The organism is Microbacterium alcoholitolerans, from assembly GCF_050408615.1.
GTDB lineage: Bacteria > Actinomycetota > Actinomycetes > Actinomycetales > Microbacteriaceae > Microbacterium.
In genome coordinates, this window is the sequence record NZ_JBNTKD010000001.1 from 840,318 (window position 1) to 857,103 (window position 16,786).

The 16,786-nt window shown below is 69.6% G+C and carries 17 protein-coding genes; 8 read left to right on the forward strand and 9 right to left on the reverse strand.

What is annotated here, in order from left to right; translation table 11 throughout:
* Positions 1 to 35: 35 nt before the first annotated feature.
* Genes ACQUSX_RS04100 through ACQUSX_RS04120 form a run of 5 tightly spaced genes read left to right on the forward strand, consistent with a single transcriptional unit; the run spans position 36 to position 4,916 of the window.
* Positions 36 to 1,517 (forward strand): ABC transporter substrate-binding protein, encoded by a 1,482-nt coding sequence (locus tag ACQUSX_RS04100; RefSeq protein ID WP_428907583.1) that lies wholly within the window; start codon positions 36 to 38, stop codon positions 1,515 to 1,517.
* Positions 1,518 to 1,520: 3 nt separating this feature from the next.
* The gene (locus tag ACQUSX_RS04105) at positions 1,521 to 2,471 is read left to right on the forward strand and encodes an ABC transporter permease (protein WP_428905689.1); all 951 of its coding nucleotides are present in this window, start codon (positions 1,521 to 1,523) and stop codon (positions 2,469 to 2,471) included.
* The gene (locus ACQUSX_RS04110) at positions 2,471 to 3,337 is read left to right on the forward strand and encodes an ABC transporter permease (RefSeq protein WP_428905690.1); all 867 of its coding nucleotides are present in this window, start codon (positions 2,471 to 2,473) and stop codon (positions 3,335 to 3,337) included. The genes ACQUSX_RS04105 and ACQUSX_RS04110 overlap by 1 nt, the downstream gene beginning before the upstream one ends.
* Complete coding sequence (locus ACQUSX_RS04115; RefSeq protein WP_428905691.1) at positions 3,334 to 4,125, forward strand: ATP-binding cassette domain-containing protein; 792 nt, start codon at positions 3,334 to 3,336, stop codon at positions 4,123 to 4,125. The genes ACQUSX_RS04110 and ACQUSX_RS04115 overlap by 4 nt, the downstream gene beginning before the upstream one ends.
* A complete protein-coding gene (locus tag ACQUSX_RS04120; protein ID WP_428905692.1) occupies positions 4,122 to 4,916 on the forward strand; it encodes an ABC transporter ATP-binding protein in 795 nt (264 codons plus the stop codon). The genes ACQUSX_RS04115 and ACQUSX_RS04120 overlap by 4 nt, the downstream gene beginning before the upstream one ends.
* Here the strand turns inward: ACQUSX_RS04120 and ACQUSX_RS04125 are convergent.
* From ACQUSX_RS04125 to ACQUSX_RS04135, 3 genes are read right to left on the reverse strand one after another with little or no spacing between them, the layout of a single operon-like run.
* Positions 4,894 to 5,442 carry a GNAT family N-acetyltransferase gene (locus ACQUSX_RS04125; protein WP_428905693.1) on the reverse strand — a complete coding sequence of 183 codons (549 nt, stop codon included), beginning with the start codon at positions 5,440 to 5,442 and terminating at the stop codon, positions 4,894 to 4,896. The genes ACQUSX_RS04120 and ACQUSX_RS04125 overlap by 23 nt on opposite strands.
* The gene (locus tag ACQUSX_RS04130) at positions 5,439 to 6,137 is read right to left on the reverse strand and encodes a uracil-DNA glycosylase (protein WP_428905694.1); all 699 of its coding nucleotides are present in this window, start codon (positions 6,135 to 6,137) and stop codon (positions 5,439 to 5,441) included. The genes ACQUSX_RS04125 and ACQUSX_RS04130 overlap by 4 nt, the downstream gene beginning before the upstream one ends.
* Positions 6,137 to 6,922, reverse strand: a complete 786-nt coding sequence (locus ACQUSX_RS04135) for an SDR family oxidoreductase (protein WP_428905695.1) — start codon at positions 6,920 to 6,922, stop codon at positions 6,137 to 6,139. The genes ACQUSX_RS04130 and ACQUSX_RS04135 overlap by 1 nt, the downstream gene beginning before the upstream one ends.
* A 156-nt stretch (positions 6,923 to 7,078) precedes the next feature.
* On the opposite strand from ACQUSX_RS04135, the gene ACQUSX_RS04140 reads away from it, so the two are divergent.
* Positions 7,079 to 8,401, forward strand: coding sequence for a bifunctional o-acetylhomoserine/o-acetylserine sulfhydrylase (locus ACQUSX_RS04140; protein WP_428905696.1), 1,323 nt, complete (start codon positions 7,079 to 7,081; stop codon positions 8,399 to 8,401).
* 316 nt (positions 8,402 to 8,717) lie between these two features.
* On the opposite strand, the gene ACQUSX_RS04145 is transcribed toward ACQUSX_RS04140, so the two are convergent.
* Positions 8,718 to 9,650: an endonuclease domain-containing protein gene (locus ACQUSX_RS04145; protein ID WP_428905697.1), complete on the reverse strand. Its 933-nt coding sequence runs from the start codon at positions 9,648 to 9,650 to the stop codon at positions 8,718 to 8,720.
* 342 nt (positions 9,651 to 9,992) lie between these two features.
* Here ACQUSX_RS04145 and metX point away from each other — a divergent pair, with 342 nt between their 5' ends.
* Complete coding sequence (gene metX, locus ACQUSX_RS04150; protein ID WP_428905698.1) at positions 9,993 to 11,198, forward strand: homoserine O-acetyltransferase MetX; 1,206 nt, start codon at positions 9,993 to 9,995, stop codon at positions 11,196 to 11,198.
* Between the two features lie 18 nt (positions 11,199 to 11,216).
* On the opposite strand, the gene ACQUSX_RS04155 is transcribed toward metX, so the two are convergent.
* From ACQUSX_RS04155 to ACQUSX_RS04175, 5 genes are read right to left on the reverse strand one after another with little or no spacing between them, the layout of a single operon-like run.
* Positions 11,217 to 11,912: an NUDIX hydrolase gene (locus tag ACQUSX_RS04155; RefSeq protein ID WP_428905699.1), complete on the reverse strand. Its 696-nt coding sequence runs from the start codon at positions 11,910 to 11,912 to the stop codon at positions 11,217 to 11,219.
* Between the two features lie 4 nt (positions 11,913 to 11,916).
* Positions 11,917 to 13,170, reverse strand: a complete 1,254-nt coding sequence (locus ACQUSX_RS04160; RefSeq protein WP_428905700.1) for an MFS transporter — start codon at positions 13,168 to 13,170, stop codon at positions 11,917 to 11,919.
* Positions 13,171 to 13,179: 9 nt separating this feature from the next.
* Positions 13,180 to 13,497, reverse strand: a complete 318-nt coding sequence (locus tag ACQUSX_RS04165) for a thiamine-binding protein (RefSeq protein WP_428905701.1) — start codon at positions 13,495 to 13,497, stop codon at positions 13,180 to 13,182.
* 47 nt (positions 13,498 to 13,544) lie between these two features.
* Complete coding sequence (locus ACQUSX_RS04170) at positions 13,545 to 14,786, reverse strand: hypothetical protein (protein ID WP_428905702.1); 1,242 nt, start codon at positions 14,784 to 14,786, stop codon at positions 13,545 to 13,547.
* 28 nt (positions 14,787 to 14,814) lie between these two features.
* Positions 14,815 to 15,666 (reverse strand): ADP-dependent NAD(P)H-hydrate dehydratase, encoded by an 852-nt coding sequence (locus tag ACQUSX_RS04175; protein WP_428905703.1) that lies wholly within the window; start codon positions 15,664 to 15,666, stop codon positions 14,815 to 14,817.
* Positions 15,667 to 15,717: 51 nt separating this feature from the next.
* Between ACQUSX_RS04175 and ACQUSX_RS04180 the strand changes: the two genes are divergently transcribed.
* Complete coding sequence (locus ACQUSX_RS04180; protein WP_428905704.1) at positions 15,718 to 16,785, forward strand: NADH:flavin oxidoreductase/NADH oxidase; 1,068 nt, start codon at positions 15,718 to 15,720, stop codon at positions 16,783 to 16,785.
* Position 16,786 lies beyond the last annotated feature (1 nt).

Consider the following 16,786-nt stretch of genomic DNA (forward strand, 5'->3'; position numbering starts at 1 on the left):
CCGCAACCCGATCGGTCCGACTGGCCGCTATCGGCATGCTCGCCGTCGGCGCGCTCGCACTCAGCGCCTGCAGCGGTTCCGCGCCCGAACCCACCGCCACTTCGACGGGAACTCCCGACCCGGAAGCCACGCTCAGCGTGGGCCTCGTGCTCGAGCCGACGAATCTCGACATCCGCCACACCAGCGGCGCCGCGCTCGAGCAGATCCTCGTGGACAACATCTACGAGGGGCTGGTGACCCGCACACAGGACAACGAGATCACCGAGCGTCTGGCGAGCTCCTACGAGATCTCGCCGGACGGGCTCACCTACACCTTCACGCTCAACGAGGGCGTCACCTTCCACGACGGCACGGCGATGACCTCCGCCGACGTGGTCGCGTCGTACCAGACCGTGAAGTCGGATGCCACGGTGCAGGGCAACGCCGAGTTCGCCGGCGTCAGCGCGATCACCGCTCCCGACCCGGCCACCGTCGTGATCACGCTGGCGCAGCCCGATCAGAACTTCCTGTTCGTCCTCACCGGGCCCGCGGGTCTCGTGTTCAAGAACGGCGACACCACCGATCTGAAGACCGCGGAGAACGGCACCGGCCCGTTCATCCTCGAGCGCTGGGCCAAGGGAAGCGCGATCACCTTCGACCGCTTCGACACCTACTGGGGCGACCCTGCGACGATCGGCGAGGTCGTCTTCCAGTACATCCCCGACTTCACCGCCGGCGTGAACGCGGCCCTCGACGGCACCCTCGACGTGCTGACGGCTGTCGACCCGAACCTCGTTCCGCAGCTGGAGGACTCGGGGGATTTCCGGATCACCACCGGTCGCACCACCGACAAGGCGACCCTGGCGTTCAACAACGCCAAGGCCCCGCTGGACGATGTGAAGGTGCGCGAGGCGCTGCGCCTTGCGATCGACCACGAGGCACTCGTCGAGGCCGTCGGTGCGGGCCAGACGCTCTACGGCCCGATCCCGGAGCTCGACCCCGGCTACGAGGACCTCTCCGAACTCGCGCCGTACGACCCGGCGAGGGCGAAGGAGCTGCTGGCCGAGGCAGGTCACGAAGAGCTCGATCTCACGTTGACCATCCCGTCGTTCTACGGGACCACCGTCGCACAGGTCCTCATCTCGGACCTCTCGAAGGTCGGAGTCTCTCTCGAGGTCAACCGCGTGGAGTTCGCCACCTGGCTGGAGGACGTCTACACCAACCACGACTACGAGCTCAGCTTCGTGCTGCACGTCGAGCCGCGCGACTTCGGCAACTGGGCGAACCCCGACTACTACTTCAACTACGACAACCCCGAGGTGCAGCGCCTCTACCAGGAGTCGCAGACCGAGATCGATCCGGAGAAGTCCGCAGAGCTGCTCGCGGAGGCTGCGCGGATGGTGTCCGAGGACCACGCCGCCGACTGGCTCTACAACGGCGCGACCCTGACGGCGCTGACCCCCGCGGTGTCGGGCTTCCCGGAGGACTCGATCAACTCTCGCATCAACCTCGCCGGCGTCACCAAGTCCGCAGACTGACCGGTGCTGCGCTACACGCTCGTACGAGGGGCCCTGCTGATCGCAGGGCTCCTCGTGTCGAGCGTGGTGATCTTCCTCACCCTTCGGGTGCTCCCCGGCGACGTGGCGCAGCTGATCGCGGGCACGCAGGCGAGCAAGGAGACCGTCGAAGCGCTGCGCGAGTCGCTCGGGCTGAACAGGCCGCTGTTCGCGCAGTATCTCGACTGGATCGGCGGCGTGTTCCGAGGAGACCTCGGCACCTCGCAGCTGAGCGGTGCGTCGGTGACGGAGGAGCTCCTGGAGAAGTCCCGCGTGACGGTCCCGCTCGGGCTGATGGCGCTGACGATCGCGCTGCTGATCGCCGTTCCCTTCGGAATCCTCTCGGCCATGCTGCGCGGTCGCGCCGGCGGCACCGCGATGAGTGTCGGAGCGCAGGCCGTCGCCGCGGTTCCGGTCATCTGGGCGGGCATGATCCTCGTCGTCGTCTTCGCGCACTGGCTCGGCTGGCTGCCGGCGCAGGGTTTCCCGCGCAGCGGCTGGGCGACACCCGATAAGGCGTTCGAGGCGCTGCTGCTGCCCGCACTGACGATCGGCCTGGTCGAGGGCGCGATGCTCATGCGCTTCGTGCGCAGCGCCACCTTCCAGGCATCCGATCAGGACTTCGTCCGCACCGCCGCGGCGAAAGGCCTCACACGGCGTCAGGCGCTGGTGCGCCACGGCATTCCGGCAGTCGGGCTCTCGATCGTCACCGTGCTCGGGTTGCAGGTGGCCGGCATCATCGTCGGCTCAGTCGTCATCGAGCAGCTGTTCACCCTGCCCGGCATCGGTCGGATGCTGGTGGCCGACGTCGGCACCCGGGATCTCATCAAGGTGCAGAGCGAGCTGCTGGTGCTCACCGGCTTCGTGCTGATCGTCGGCTTCGTCGTCGACCTGGTGCACCACGCGATCGACCCACGGCAGAGAGAGGCCGCCTGATGCCCCGCTGGCTGCGTGTCCTGCTGTCGTCGGCGACCGGATGGTTCGGCGTCGTGATCGTGCTGCTCATCGCGCTGACCGCCGTCGTGTCGATCTTCTGGACGCCGTTCGACCCGATGATCTCCGACATCCGGGGCCGCTGGGCAGCACCCGGATGGCCGCACCTGCTCGGCACCGACGGCACCGGACGGGACATCCTCAGCCTGCTGATGGCAGGAGCCCGCACGACCGTGTTCGTGGCGATCGGCGCCGGCATCATCGCCACGATCGTCGGCGTGCTGCTGGCCGCGCTCGGCGCGCTCACCGCCCGCTGGATGCGCGAGACCGTCGCCGTGCTCGTCGACATCCTGATCGCCTTCCCCGTGCTGATGATCGCGATGATGATCTCTGCGGTGTGGGGCGGCTCGCTGTGGGTGGTCGTGTTCTCGGTCGGCATCGGCTTCGGCGTCAGCATCGCCCGCGTCACCCGGCCCGAGCTGCGTCGTGTGCAGAAGAGCGACTTCGTTCTCGCCGGCCGCGCCAGCGGCCTCACCAGTGGACAGAACCTCGCGCGGCACCTGCTGCCCAATGTCGCACCGGTGTTCATCGTGCAGCTGTCCTGGTCGATGGCAGTCGCCGTCCTCGCCGAGGCCGGGCTGTCGTACCTCGGCTTCGGCGCGTCGCTCGGCGAGGCTTCCTGGGGCACGCTGCTGGCCGATCTGCAGCGCTACATCGGCGTGCACCCGCTCACCGTGGTCTGGCCTGGCCTCGCGATCACGCTGACGGTACTGGGGCTGAACCTGCTCGGCGACGCGCTGCGCGAGGCGACCGACCCCACCCTGTCCAGGCGCGCCGCGCAGGTGCACGTGCCGGAGGTGGTCGCATGAGTCTCGAGGTGAACGACCTCGTCGTCGAGATCGGCGGCCGGCGGCTCCTGGACGGCATCTCGTTCGCTGTCGCCGACGGTGAACGACTGGGCCTGATCGGCGAGTCGGGCTCCGGAAAGTCACTGACGGCCATGGCTGTGCTGGGGCTGCTGCCGCAATCGGCGACGGTCAGCGGCAGCATCCGCTGGAACGGCACCGAGCTGGTCGGGATGCCCGATCGGGAGCTCGCAGGGCTCCGGGGCGACGAGATCGGCATGGTCTTCCAGGAGCCGAGAACCGCGCTCAACCCCATCCGCACGGTCGGCCGGCAGATCGCCGAATCCGTGCGCATCCACGACCGCATCGGTCGCCGCGAGGCGCGCGAGCGCGCGATCGCCGAGGTCGCGCGAGTGCGCCTGCCGGACCCGGAGTCCATCGTCGACCGCTACCCGCACCAGCTATCCGGTGGTCAGCGGCAGCGCGTCGCGATCGCCATGGCGCTCGCATGCCGCCCGGATCTGCTCATCGCGGACGAGCCGACCACGGCGCTCGATGTGACCATCCAGGCCGAAGTGCTGCAGCTGCTGCTCTCGCTGGTGTCGGAGCAGGGCATGTCACTCGTCTTCATCACGCACGACCTTGCCGTGCTCTCCCAGGTCGCCACGCACGGTGTCGTTCTCGACGAGGGTCGCGTCGTGGAGTCGGCGCCGATCTCGACGCTGCTGAGCGCGCCGTCCTCGCCGATCACCCAGTCGCTGCTGAGGGACGCGACGACCACGCTGTGGCGACCGGAAGGCGGCGCCTCATGAGCCTGCTGCGCGCCGAGGGCCTGAGCCGGAGCTTCCCCGTGCCGCGACGTCACCTGTTCGAGAGGGCACGGGCGAACGTGGCGCTGCACCCGACCGACCTCGCCATCGCGGACGGAGAATCGCTCGGCCTGATCGGCGAATCGGGGTCGGGCAAATCGACGCTCGTGCGGCTGCTGCTCGGCCTTGACCGCCCCACGTCCGGTCGCGTGCTCGTGGATGGCCGCGAGGTGGACGCCCGGGCATCCGCCCGCTCCCTGCACTGGCTGCGTCGGCAGACCGGTCTCGTCTTCCAGGATCCGTACGCGTCACTGGACCCGCGGATGAGCGCCGGGCAGATCATCGCGGAGCCGCTGTGGGCGCTCGACATCCCCGGCGACCACCGCGCGCGAGTGCGCGAGGTTCTCGAGCAGGTGGGTCTCGAAGCCGACATGGCCGACCGGCATCCGCACGAGTTCTCCGGAGGGCAGCGCCAGCGCATCGCGCTGGCAAGGGCTATCGCCCACCGCCCCCGCATCCTCGTCGGAGACGAGCCGATGTCGGCACTGGATGTCACGGTCCGAGCTCAGGTGCTCGCGGTTCTCGAGCGTCTGCGCGCCGAGGAGGGACTGACCCTGATCGTCGTCTCGCACGACATCGGGCTGGTCCAGAACCTGAGCGACACGGTCGCGGTGATGAAGGACGGCCGCATCGTCGAGCGCGGAACGACGGATGCCGTGCTGCAGCGCCCCCAGGAGGACTACACGAAGAGGCTGCTCGCGGCGATCCCGGTCATCCCACGGCCACCGCAGTAGGCGATTCCGTGAGGAGGGGCTGCGGGATCGTCTTCTGCAGGAAGAGGACTCCGATGGACTCGCCGAACTTCTCCCCCACATCGACCAGGCGCCCGGCCTCGACGAATCCGGCCTTCCGATGCAGCCCGATCGACGCCTCGGCTCCGCTGTCTGCGATCACTGCGATCACCTGTCGCAGACCCGCCTGCCGACAGCCGTTCAAGAACGCCGCGAGCAGCGCCGACCCGATCCCCCGCCCCGCCGCGGTCGGCGCCAGGTAGATGGAGTTCTCGATCGTGAAGCGGTACGCCGACTTCGGCGACCACGGGTGGCCCGTCGCGTAGCCGAGCAGCTCACCGGCATCCGATTCGGCGACCAGGAACGGGATGCCCGCCAGGGCGCCCCGCTCTCTCTTCTCCCGCCAGGACGCGTCCGTCGACTCGACCTCGTCGAAGGTGACGGTCGACTCGCGCACGTAGTGGTTGTAGATGTCTCGGATGGCGGGGATGTCAGCATCCGCCACCGGACGAATCCGCGGGGCGCTCATGCCTCGCCCTGCACCCGCCAGTCGATGGGCGCGGCGCCCTGCTGGCGCAGCAGCGCGTTCGCGCGCGAGAAGGGGCGCGAGCCGAAGAAGCCGCGTCGAGCGGAGAGCGGCGAGGGATGTGCCGACTCGATCACGGGCGTGTCGCCGAGCAGTGGCTTCACGCCCGCGGCATCCCGGCCCCACAGAATCGCGACCAGTGGCTGGTCGCGGGTGACGAGTGTGCGGATCGCCAGCTCGGTGACCTTCTCCCAGCCCCAGCCGCGGTGCGATCCGGCTTCGCCGGGGCGGACGGTGAGCACCCGGTTCAGCAGCAGCACGCCCTGATCGCTCCAGGCGCTCAGGTCGCCGTGCGCTGCCGACGGGATCCCGAGATCGCTCTCGCGCTCCTTGTAGATGTTGCCGAGGCTGCGCGGCAGCGGACGCACGTGCTGCTCGGCGGCGAACGACAGCCCGATCGGGTGCCCTGGCGTCGGGTACGGGTCCTGACCGGTGATCAGCACCCGCACATCGGCGAGCGGTCGCCGGAAGGCACGCAGCACGTTCTCGCCGGCCGGCAAGTAGCCGACGCCGGCCCTCTGCTCGGCGCGCAGGCGTTCGCCCAGTGCAGTGATCAGCGGCTGCGCCGGTGCGAGGGCGTTCGCCCAGCCGGGATCGATCAGTCCGGCATCGGCCAGCTCGGCGAGGCTCTGCGGCATCAGTCGACGTCGGTGCGCACGTGCAGCGGGCCGCGGGCCAGCAGGTGCTGAGCGGACTGTGCGACAGGACGCATCGTGATCAGGTCGAGGTTCACGCGGCGGGGAGCGTTGAGCGCGTACGCGATGATGTCCGCGACGTCCGCGGCGAGCAGTGGTTCCTCGACCCCGGCATACACGGCCTCGGCCGCGAGACTGTCGCCACCGAGACGGTTCAGGGTGAACTCCTCGGTGTGCACCATGCCCGGTGCCACCTCGACGACGCGGATGGGCTCGCCGTTCAACTCCTGCCGGAGCACTTTCACCAGCATCGACTCGGCGGCCTTGGCCGCGTTGTAGCCGGATCCGCCAGGGTAGGGGGTCTGCGCGGCCGTCGAGGTGACGAACACCGTGTCCGCGTGACCGTCGATTGAGGCGGCCTTGCGCAGCAGCGGAAGCAGCCCCGCGACCAGGCGCTGCGTCGACAGCACGTTCGCGTCGTACATCCACTGCCAGTCGTCGGTCGAACCGCCCTCGACGCTGTCGGTGCCTCGCGCGCCGCCGGCGACCTGCACAAGGGCATGCACGGGCCCGGTGCGCTCCAGCTCCTGTACGAGAGCATCCACGGCATCCGGGTCGGTGAGGTCGCATGCGATCGCCGACGCGCCGGTATCGGCGGCGAGCGCTGCCAGCCGCTGCTCACGCCGCGCGACGCCGACGACGTCCCACCCCTGGGAGCGCAGCGCACGCACTGTCGCCTCCCCGATTCCGGTACTGGCTCCCGTCACAACGGCACGTCTGTTCAGCATGCATCCACCGTACGACTTTTCGCCGCGATTGCCGCTCACCGAAGTGTTACGTAACATTTCCGGGCGCTTGTTGACGTTCAAGGCGAACCGTACTCTCGCTACAAGGCATCCGCCGCACGACCTCGTACCCGAAACCCTGACCTCCGGGAGAACCTCATGTCCGCAGCTGAGAACTGGCGCTTCGAGACCAAGCAGATCCACTCCGGCGCCGCGCCCGACCCGGTGACCAAGTCCCGGGCGACGCCGATCTACCAGACCACCTCCTATGTGTTCGACAATGCCGACCACGCCGCGAACCTCTTCGCGCTGGCGGAGTTCGGAAACATCTACACCCGCATCCAGAACCCGACGCAGGACGTGCTGGAGCAGCGCCTCGCCGCGCTCGAGGGCGGCACGGGGGCACTGGTGCTCTCCAGCGGCCAGGCGGCTTCCACCTTCGCGATTCTGAACATCGCGCAGGCCGGCGACCACTTCGTGGCATCCAGCTCGATCTACGGCGGCACCTACAACCTCTTCAAGTACACGCTCGCCAAGCTCGGCGTCGAGGTCACGTTCGTCGAGAACCAGGACGACCCCGAGGAGTGGCGCGCCGCTGTGCGTCCGAACACCAAGCTGCTCTTCGCCGAGACCATCGGCAACCCGAAGATCAACGTGCTCGACATCCGCACCATCGCCGACATCGCGCACGAGAACGACGTCCCGCTGATCGTCGACAACACGATCGCCACGCCGTACCTGATCCGTCCGTTCGAGCACGGCGCCGACATCGTGATCCACTCGGTCACCAAGTTCCTCGGCGGCCACGGCACCACCATCGGCGGTGCGATCATCGACGGCGGCACCTTCGAGTGGTCCAAGCACGTCGACAAGTTCCCCGGTCTCACCGAGCCCGACCCCTCGTACCACGGCGCCAGCTACACCACCGCCGTCGGCGACGGACTCGCATACATCATCAAGGCCCGCGTGCAGCTGCTGCGCGACCTCGGCTCGGCGATCGCACCGCAGAGCGCATGGAACCTCATCCAGGGCATCGAGACGCTGTCGCTGCGCATCGAGCGCCACGTGCAGAACGCGCAGGAGATCGCCGAGTGGCTCGACAACCACGACGACGTCGCCACGGTGAACTACTCGGGTCTGCCCACGTCGCCCTGGTACGAGAAGGCGAACCAGTACGCGCCCAAGGGCGTCGGAGCGGTGCTGTCCTTCGAGCTGAAGGGCGGCGTCGAGGCCGGTCGCGAATTCGTGAACAGCCTGTCGCTGTTCAGCCACCTCGCCAACATCGGCGACGTGCGCTCGCTGGTGATCCACCCCGCATCCACCACCCACTCGCAGCTGAGCCCCGAGCAGCAGCTCACCGCCGGGGTCACCCCCGGCCTGGTGCGCCTCTCGCTCGGTCTCGAGAACATCGAAGACCTCAAGGCCGACCTCGACCAGGCTCTCGCGGCCGCGCGTCGCGTCTCCGAGGCCGCTCGCGCCTGATCGTCAAGCCTTCATCTGGCTCCCCGACGCGTTGTCGGGGAGCCAGATGTCGTCTATGAGGCCTTCGTGACCGGCATCCGGCTCCCCGCCAGGCCACCTGCGTCACCCACGCGCCGCATCACGCGGGCGTCGCGCACACCGCCGCGCACCCCATCTGCGCGTCCGGCACCGCGCCACGCCTCCGCACACGCCGCACCCACGCGCCTGCGCCCCCACGCGCCTGCGTTTGGCTCCCCCGCTCCATAGCCGGGAGCCAAATGCCGTCTATGAGGCCTCGATAACCGGCATCCGGCTCCCCGCCAGGCGCGCGTTCACGTCACGCGACGGAAGATTGACGGATCGCGAGCGCGCGGCGGAGCTGCGCGATGAACGCAGCCGGATCCTCGAGGTCGGACTCGGTGAGGTGGAGCACGATCCACCCCAGGTGCTCGAGATCGCGCTGTCGACGGATGTCCGTGCGCCACTGCTCCTTGTCCGTTCGATGACCGTCGCCGTCATACTCCATGGCGATCTTCAAGTCCGGGTATGCCAGATCCACGCGGGCGACGAGCCGCGACCCGTCGAAGACGTCCCACTGCACGACAGGCTCCGGTAGTCCTTCCTGCACAATCAGCACTCGCGTCTCGGACTCTTTCGGCGATTCCACATGCTCGCGTGCAAGCCCGAATGCCGTGCGCGCTGTGGCGCAGCCCTTGAACCGGCCCCACTCCTCAAGCCGCTGACGCACCTGCTCGCGCGTCGCCAATGGTCGTGGAGCCTTGATCCCCGGATAGTTGTCGGCGTCGGTGAGCAGCGCGTCGAACGCGGCCACCAACTGCGCGAACGTGAGGTCGGGCATGCTCGTCAGCACCGCTGCGACCGGGTCCACTACCGCCGCGCCGGTGAACACCCGCCGCCCCGCCCGCCGCGGTGACAGCCGGCGCCCGCGCACTCCCGCTCCCCGCGGCGGTGCGGCATGCGGCACGACACAGATGTGCAGCGGCTCGGATCTGTTCCACAGGACGGGATGCGGCAGCCCCCACAGACGCATGGCCGTCCGGCCGACGAACGTCTGCCCCGCGAGCATTATCGTGCGATAGCTGTCGATGAGATCGCGTAAGGTCACCGGGACACGCACCGCACGGGTGCCGTGGAAGGGACGGGCGAGATCGCGGGCATCGCGCCTCGACCTGCTCACTCCCGCGGCAACAGCGGCACGCGTGGTGAATCGGTCGCCGAGTCGGCGGGGCAGAGGCTGGGAACGACGCATCCCCTCATCGTGGGTGCCGTCGGCTCTCCGTGAAGGCGCTATTCCAGCATCCGTGCACAACTCGTGCGATTCGCCGTTCTGTGCAGGAAGAGTGCTCTACCGATATCTGGCTCCCCGTCTCCGTGGCGGGGAGCCAGATGTCGTCCATGAGGCCTTCATAACCAGCATCCGGCTCCCCGTCACGCGCACACACGCACGCACGCACGCAAGCGCGCACGCCACGCAAGCGCGCACGCCACGCGCGCACGCAAGCGCACGTCCCCGCGCGCCACCCCCGACGCGCCACACGCGAGAGCGCGTAACCTGCCAGCGCACCGCAACCGGGCAGGCGAGAATGGACGCATGGACTGGCAGACGACCTCTGAGGACACGGTGCCCTCGGCACCCGTGACCGAAGCCGATGTGCGCCTGCTGCGTGCGCGTCCGCCCGCCACCGGCGCCTGGCGCGACGGCGATCCCGCCGGAGATCGCCGATTCACGTTCCTGGGCGACTTCCGCACAGAGAACGACCAGTTGCTGCCGAACGCCCGCCTGGCCTGGGAATCATGGGGCGAGCTGAACGATGCGCGCGACAACGCGATCCTCATCCTGCACGCGCTCACGGGCGACAGCCACGTACGCGGGGACGCCGGCGCGGGGCATCCGACGGCGGGCTGGTGGAACGACGTCGTCGGCCCCGGCGCCGCGATCGACACCGATCGCTGGTTCGTGGTCGCCCCGAACATGCTCGGCGGATGCCAGGGATCGACCGGCCCCGCCAGCATCGCCCCGGACGGACGCGAATGGGCATCCCGCTTCCCGTACCTCACCATCCGCGACCAGGTGGCAGCGCAGTTCCGCCTCGCCGACGACCTCGGCATCGATCGCTGGGCAGCGGTCGTCGGCGGATCGATGGGCGGCATGCACGCGCTCGAGTGGGCCGTCATGGCACCGGAGCGCGTGGAGCGGCTGGCCGTGCTCTCCTCTCCCCCGGTCACCACAGCCGACCAGCTCGCGCTGAACTTCGTGCAGCTCGAGACGGTGCGCATGGATCCCCGCTTCGCAGGCGGCGAGTACTACGACGCGGGCCTCGGCGAGGGACCGCATCGCGGACTCGCACTCGCACGCCGCATGGCGCTGCTGAACTACCGCAGTCCGATCGAGCTGAACCAGCGCTTTCAGCGCTCCTGGCAGTCCGGGGTGTCACCGCTGGGGCGCGGCGGGCGCTTCGCCGTCGAGTCGTACCTCGACTTCCACGGCAACAAGTTCACCCGCCGATTCGACGCGAACAGCTACCTCACCGTCGTCGAGGCGATGAACTCGCACGACATCGGCCGTGACCGGGGCGGTGTCGAGCAGGCGCTGCACACCGTGACCGCGAAGACCCTGGTACTCGGCATCGACACCGACCGCCTGTTCCCCGTCGATGGGCAGCAGCGCATCGCCCGCAGCATCCCGAACCTCATCGACGACGAGGCGGTCGTGCTCGCCAGCGACTTCGGGCACGACGGCTTCCTCATCGAGACCGATCCGGTCGGCGAGCATCTGGAGCGACTGCTCGCGTCCTGATCCGATGCGCGAGCCCGCTCAGCTGCGCTCGTAGAGCCAGGGCAGCGTGTCCATCGTCAGGCGGTGACGGGCACCGACCGCGCCGCGGGCATCCGGGTAGTCCTCGTCACCCAGCCACATCGCCCGCATCCCGGCCGCGGTCGGCAGCATGCGCGTCTCGAAGCGCGCGGGCTCGCGGATGCCGTCCATCGCCTCGTCGACCGTACGGTGCGCGAGGAGTCCGTGCAGGGTCACCCAGGTGGGAGGGAAGAGTGTCAGCTCACCCGAGGCATGCTTCTCGAACGCGCGCTCCGGAGTGATCCAGGTGGCGTCCTCGATCTCGCCGACGTTGACGCGGATCTCATCCCCCTGCTCACGGGCGAGGAAGAACCAGGTGCGGAACTTCACGGGTGTCTCCGCTGGCGGCACCCAGCACGACAGCGACGTCAGGGAATGCACGCGGATGCCGACCTCCTCGGCCGTCTCGCGCACTGCCGCGTTTCGCGCGGCATCCGACTCCGCGTCCGCGCCCGCGCGATCAGCGGGATCGACCCGGCCGCCGGGGAAGACCCACGCCCCGGCGAACGACCCCGTCGACGGACGGCGCAGCAGCAGGGTCTCCAGCCCCTCCCGGCCGTCGCGCAGCACGACGGCGGTGCCGGCGACGCGGATGCCCGTGCGGACGCTCTCGGAACCGGACGGTCGATCCGGCGCGGGATGCTGCGAGGTGCTCACCCCGTCACTCTACGACGCGCACTACGAGCGACGGCCCGGTCGGGACCGCGGTGCGCGCCCGGCGTTCTTCGACGCGGTACGACACGACCGCGATCAGCAGCCCCGCGCCGGCCAGCCCAGCGCCGACCCACGCCGGGGCCGTGAAACCCCAGCCGAGAGCGATCACCGAGCCGCCGAGCAGCGCCCCGAGGCTGTTGCCGACGTTCAGTGCGGAGTGGTTCAGCGCCGCTGCGATCGACTGGTTGTCGCCGGAGACGTCCATCAGGCGCGTCTGGATGGTGGGGCTGAGCACCGATGAGACGAGACCGACGACCACCACGAGCAGGCCGAGGGTGAAGATCCACGGCGAGACCAGCGCAAGCACCGCGAAGACGATCGCCATCGCGGCGAGCCCCCACAGCAGCGTACGGCGCAGATCGATGTCGGCGAGATGCCCGCCGACGAGGTTGCCGACGGTCATGCCGATGCCCATCAGCACCAGCACGATCGGCACGACCCATTCGTCGGCGCCTGACACCTCGGTCACCAGTGGGGCGATGTAGCTGTACACCGCGAAGAACCCGCCGAATCCGATGGCCCCGACGCCGAGCGTGAACCACACCTGCCCGATGCGGAACACCCCGAGTTCCTCTCGCATGGTGCGCCCTGGCGAACCGGGGTGCGCCGGCACGAAGAGCCCGATGCAGAGAGCACCCACGGCGAAGACGAGCGTCACCACCGCGAACGCGGCGCGCCAGCCCCACTGCTGACCGAGGAACGTGCCGAGCGGCACGCCGATGACGTTGGCGAGGGTGAGCCCGGTGAGGATGAACGCCACCCCCTTGGCGCGGTTGCCCGGCCCCATCACGTCGGCGGCGACGAGCGCGCCGATGCCGAAGTAGGCGCCGTGCGGGAGCCCTGCCAGCAGCCGCGAGAGCGCGACCAGCTCGAAGGTCGGCAGCACCACGGTGAGCGCGTTGAACAGCGTCAGGGCGAGTGCGAGCACGATCATGACGCGGTGCCGCGGGAATCGCGCGGCGAATCCGGCGATCGTCGGTGCGCCGATCACGACGCCGAGGGCGTACAGCGAGATCAGCCAGCCCGCACGGCTCAGGGCATCCTCGGGGCTGACCTCCCACACAGCGGGCAGCAGGTCGGCGGCGATGTCGGGCAGCAGGCCCATGACGACGAACTCGGTCATGCCGATGCCGAAGCTGCCGATGGCGAGAGAGAGGAGCGCCCTCTTCGCCGCACCCCTCGAGGATGTCGAGGGAGTCACCCCACCATGCTATCGATCTTCGGAGGCGTCGATCGCCGCCTCGAGACGGTCGACCTTTCCCGTCAGCTCCCCTTCGTAGCCGGGGCGGATGTCGGCCTTGAGCACCAGGGAGATACGTGATCCGAACGGTGCGACCGCCTCGGTGGCGCGCTTGACGACATCCATCACGGTGTCCCAGTCCGGTCCTTCGATCTCGGTGAACATGCTGGTCGTGCGGTGCGGCAGCCCCGAGGAGCGGACGATCTTCACCGCGGCGGCGACGGCATCGTGGACCGAGCCGTCCTCGCGGCCGGTTCCGGATGGGGCGACTGAGAATGCGACGAGCATGATTTCCTCCGTGATTCGAGTGCGTGGTGTCGAGCGGGATGATTCGGTCAGCGGGAACGGGTGAGCTGTGCGGAACGCGCCACGCGCGTCGGGCGGACGCGCCACGCGGCGCGCACCGCGATGACGAGCAGCAAGATCAGCAGTACGTTGCGCAGAGTGATCAGTGCGATCGGCAGCACGTGGGCGTGCAGCAGACCGTCGTAGGTGAGCGGGTAGACCGCGAAGGCCAGGGCGCACAGCATCAGCACCAGTGCCGCCGCGATGTGTGCGCGCGCTCGATCGAACACGATCCAGAGGATGGCAGGGGCGATCAGCCAGGTCTGGAACTGCGGCGAGCCGACCTTGTTCGTCACGATCAGCGCCGTGACCAGGGCGAGAGCGAGTGGCGGCAGCAGCCGCTGCCAGGGCGCGCCCTGCCGTGCACGCCACACACCGAGTGCCACGATCGCCGCGACGGCGATCAGCATCAGGGGCGTGAGACAGGAGGCGATGATCTCGACGCCGGGTGCGCCGATCTGGAACGTCAGGATGTGGATGCTGTAGTCGATGGTTGCCGCGCCCGCCGAAGCCATCCACAGGAAGGGCGTCGCCGCGACAGCCTCGATCTGCAGACCGCGGTCGTTCTGGGTCGTGAGGAAGCCGAACAGCTCTTGATCGGCGCCGAGCAGGAAGAAGACGACGATCAGGGCCGCGCTGACCGCCGCAGCCGTGACGGCGATGCGAAGGGATCGACGCCCCGCGGCGATCGCGGCGAGCGCGATCGCGCCCGGCCAGATCTTGATCCACGCGCCCGCGGTGAGCAGCGCGGCGCCGACCGCGGGTCGCCGGGCCAGCCACAGGCCGCCGACGATCGCGATCGGCACGGTGATCGCGTCCAGGCGATACAGCGCGATCGGGCCGAGCAGCACCAGTCCGGCGGTCCAGAACCACCCCGCCGCGCGGCGTCGGCGCACCCGAGCCCGCCCCACCAGCACGGCGAATCCCAGCAGGTCGCAGAGCGTCACCAGCATCGCCCAGCCGATCAGATAGGCCTGATCGAGGCCGAGCAGCGGGACGAGCGGCACGGCGAGCAGTCGGGCCAGCAGCATGGGAACGAGGGCGAGCTGCGGATACACCCACACGGCGGTGATGCCCATGACTGCGCCGCCGCTGACCGCGGCGGTGGACCACGGCTCGTACACGAGCACGACGTCGCCCATCGGCTGATTCGGCAGCACCCAGCCCAGCCAGGCCACCACGGCATGCGCCGCGATGAACGAGATCCACAGTGCGGCGGCGCGCATCCTCATGCGGTCGCCCGTCGACCGCGATCGGCGATCATGACAGCAGGTCCGCGATGGCGCGCGGCAGAGCCTCGGCGACGTCGAGTGCCACGATCGGATGCCCGACCGCCCCGCCGACGGCGCCGGATGCCAGCGCGGCCGCATGCCCGTGCAGCCAGGCGCCCGCCGCGGCGGTCTCAGCGAGCGGGCGGTCGGGATTCGCGGCGATCAGCGCCCCGAGGACGCCTGCGAGCACATCGCCGGTGCCGGCCGTCGAGAGCCAGTGCGGGGCGTTGCTCACGGCGATGGTGACGGCATGCGGTGCGGCGATCAGCGTCCGCGCCCCCTTCAGCAGCACGGCTGCCCCCACCCGCTCAGAGGTCTCCGCGACCGCGTCCGCGCGCTGCAGCGAATTCCGGGCATCAGGGGCATCCGTCACGTCGGGCGAGCGAAGGCCGAGCTGCTCGCGAAGGCGCGCGAGCTCTCCTGCGTGCGGTGTGAGCAGCACCGGTGCGCTCGCGTCGACTGCAAGGTCGAGAGCACCCGCATCGACCACCACGGGCGCCTTTCCGCTGAGGACCCGCCGCAGCAGGAGCTGCTCATGGTCGCTGCGATGGGCGGCATCCGTTCCCGACCCGATCACCCACGCACCGACGCGAGCGTCGCCGAGGTCGGTCGTCGCGACCGTCTCCGGGCGCCGCGCGAGCACGGCATCCTTCGCGTCGCCCACATATCTCACGTACCCCGCGCCCGCTCGCCATGCCGCCTCGACACCGAGAACTGCGGCGCCCGGGTACGCGGCGGATCCGGTGCGCAGCGCGACGACCCCGCGGGAGTACTTGTCATCGGCGGCCGTCGGCACGCGCAGGAATCCGATGGTGTCGTCCCTCGTCCACTCGCGGAGCATGCCTCCACGCTAGCGCGGACCGCCCGCGCCCACGCGCGGTAGCGTCGTCGTGTGAGCCTCCTCTTCTCCACGATGACCCTGCGCGAGCGCACCTTCCGCAACCGGCTGTGGGTCTCGCCGATGTGCATGTACAGCGCAGTCGACGGCGTGCCGCAGCGCTGGCACCGCGCCCACCTTTCGCAGTTTGCCTCCGGCGGTGCCGGTCTGATCCTCGCCGAGGCGACGGCCGTCGTGCCCGAGGGGCGGATCTCGCCGCGCGACACGGGGCTGTGGACCGATGAGCAGGGCGAAGCGTGGAGCGAGATCGTCGATGACGTGCACGAGCGCGGCGCACTGATCGGGGTGCAGCTGGCCCATGCCGGCCGCAAGGCGTCGACGTGGTGGCCGTGGGCCGAGCAGCGCGGCTCCGTGCCGCATGCACAGGGCGGCTGGGTGACGAAGGCGCCGTCCGCTGTCGCGTACGAGGGGTTCGATCGGCCGGAGGCCCTTGACGCCGAGGACATCGACCAGGTCGTCGCCGCATTCGCCGATGCCGCCCGGCGCGCAGTGGATGCCGGATTCGACGTGCTGGAGGTGCATGGCGCGCACGGCTACCTGCTGCATCAGTTCCTCTCGCCGCTGTCGAACCTGCGCACCGACGAATACGGCGGGTCGCTGGAGAACCGCGCCCGCCTGGTGCTGCGCGTGCTGCGCAGCGTGCGCGAGAGCGCCGGCGAGGGCATCCCGACCTTCCTGCGGATCTCGGCGACCGACCACGCCGACGGCGGGTTCGTCCCCGAGGAGGCCGCGCAGGTCGCCGGCTGGGCGTCCCAGGCCGGCGCCGACCTGGTGGACGTCTCCAGCGGCGGACTCGTCGCGCACCAGAGCATCGATATCCATCCCGGCTATCAGGTGCCGCTCGCGGCGGCCGTGCGCGCCGAGGGGCGCGTGCGCACCGGAGCGGTGGGCGTGATCACCTCGGGTGCACAGGCCGAGCAGGTGCTCGCCTCAGGCGCGGCGGACGCGGTGTTCGCCGGCCGCGAGTGGCTGCGCGATCCGCACTTCGCCCTGCGCGCTGCGCACGAGCTGGGCGCGCCGGTCCAGTGGCCCTCGCAGTACCTGCGCGCCCGCTGGCGCTGAG

Excerpts from the sequence above, each read along its gene's own strand:
- ACQUSX_RS04100 (WP_428907583.1), top strand. The coding sequence starts at position 36 with ATGCTCGCCGTCGGCGCGCTCGCACTCAGCGCCTGCAGCGGTTCCGCG.
- ACQUSX_RS04110 (WP_428905690.1), top strand. The coding sequence starts at position 2,471 with ATGCCCCGCTGGCTGCGTGTCCTGCTGTCGTCGGCGACCGGATGGTTC.
- ACQUSX_RS04115 (WP_428905691.1), top strand. The coding sequence starts at position 3,334 with ATGAGTCTCGAGGTGAACGACCTCGTCGTCGAGATCGGCGGCCGGCGG.
- ACQUSX_RS04120 (WP_428905692.1), top strand. The coding sequence starts at position 4,122 with ATGAGCCTGCTGCGCGCCGAGGGCCTGAGCCGGAGCTTCCCCGTGCCG.
- ACQUSX_RS04125 (WP_428905693.1), bottom strand. The coding sequence starts at position 5,442 with ATGAGCGCCCCGCGGATTCGTCCGGTGGCGGATGCTGACATCCCCGCC.
- ACQUSX_RS04130 (WP_428905694.1), bottom strand. The coding sequence starts at position 6,137 with ATGCCGCAGAGCCTCGCCGAGCTGGCCGATGCCGGACTGATCGATCCC.
- ACQUSX_RS04135 (WP_428905695.1), bottom strand. The coding sequence starts at position 6,922 with ATGCTGAACAGACGTGCCGTTGTGACGGGAGCCAGTACCGGAATCGGG.
- ACQUSX_RS04140 (WP_428905696.1), top strand. The coding sequence starts at position 7,079 with ATGTCCGCAGCTGAGAACTGGCGCTTCGAGACCAAGCAGATCCACTCC.
- ACQUSX_RS04145 (WP_428905697.1), bottom strand. The coding sequence starts at position 9,650 with ATGCGTCGTTCCCAGCCTCTGCCCCGCCGACTCGGCGACCGATTCACC.
- metX (WP_428905698.1), top strand. The coding sequence starts at position 9,993 with ATGGACTGGCAGACGACCTCTGAGGACACGGTGCCCTCGGCACCCGTG.
- ACQUSX_RS04165 (WP_428905701.1), bottom strand. The coding sequence starts at position 13,497 with ATGCTCGTCGCATTCTCAGTCGCCCCATCCGGAACCGGCCGCGAGGAC.
- ACQUSX_RS04170 (WP_428905702.1), bottom strand. The coding sequence starts at position 14,786 with ATGAGGATGCGCGCCGCCGCACTGTGGATCTCGTTCATCGCGGCGCAT.
- ACQUSX_RS04175 (WP_428905703.1), bottom strand. The coding sequence starts at position 15,666 with ATGCTCCGCGAGTGGACGAGGGACGACACCATCGGATTCCTGCGCGTG.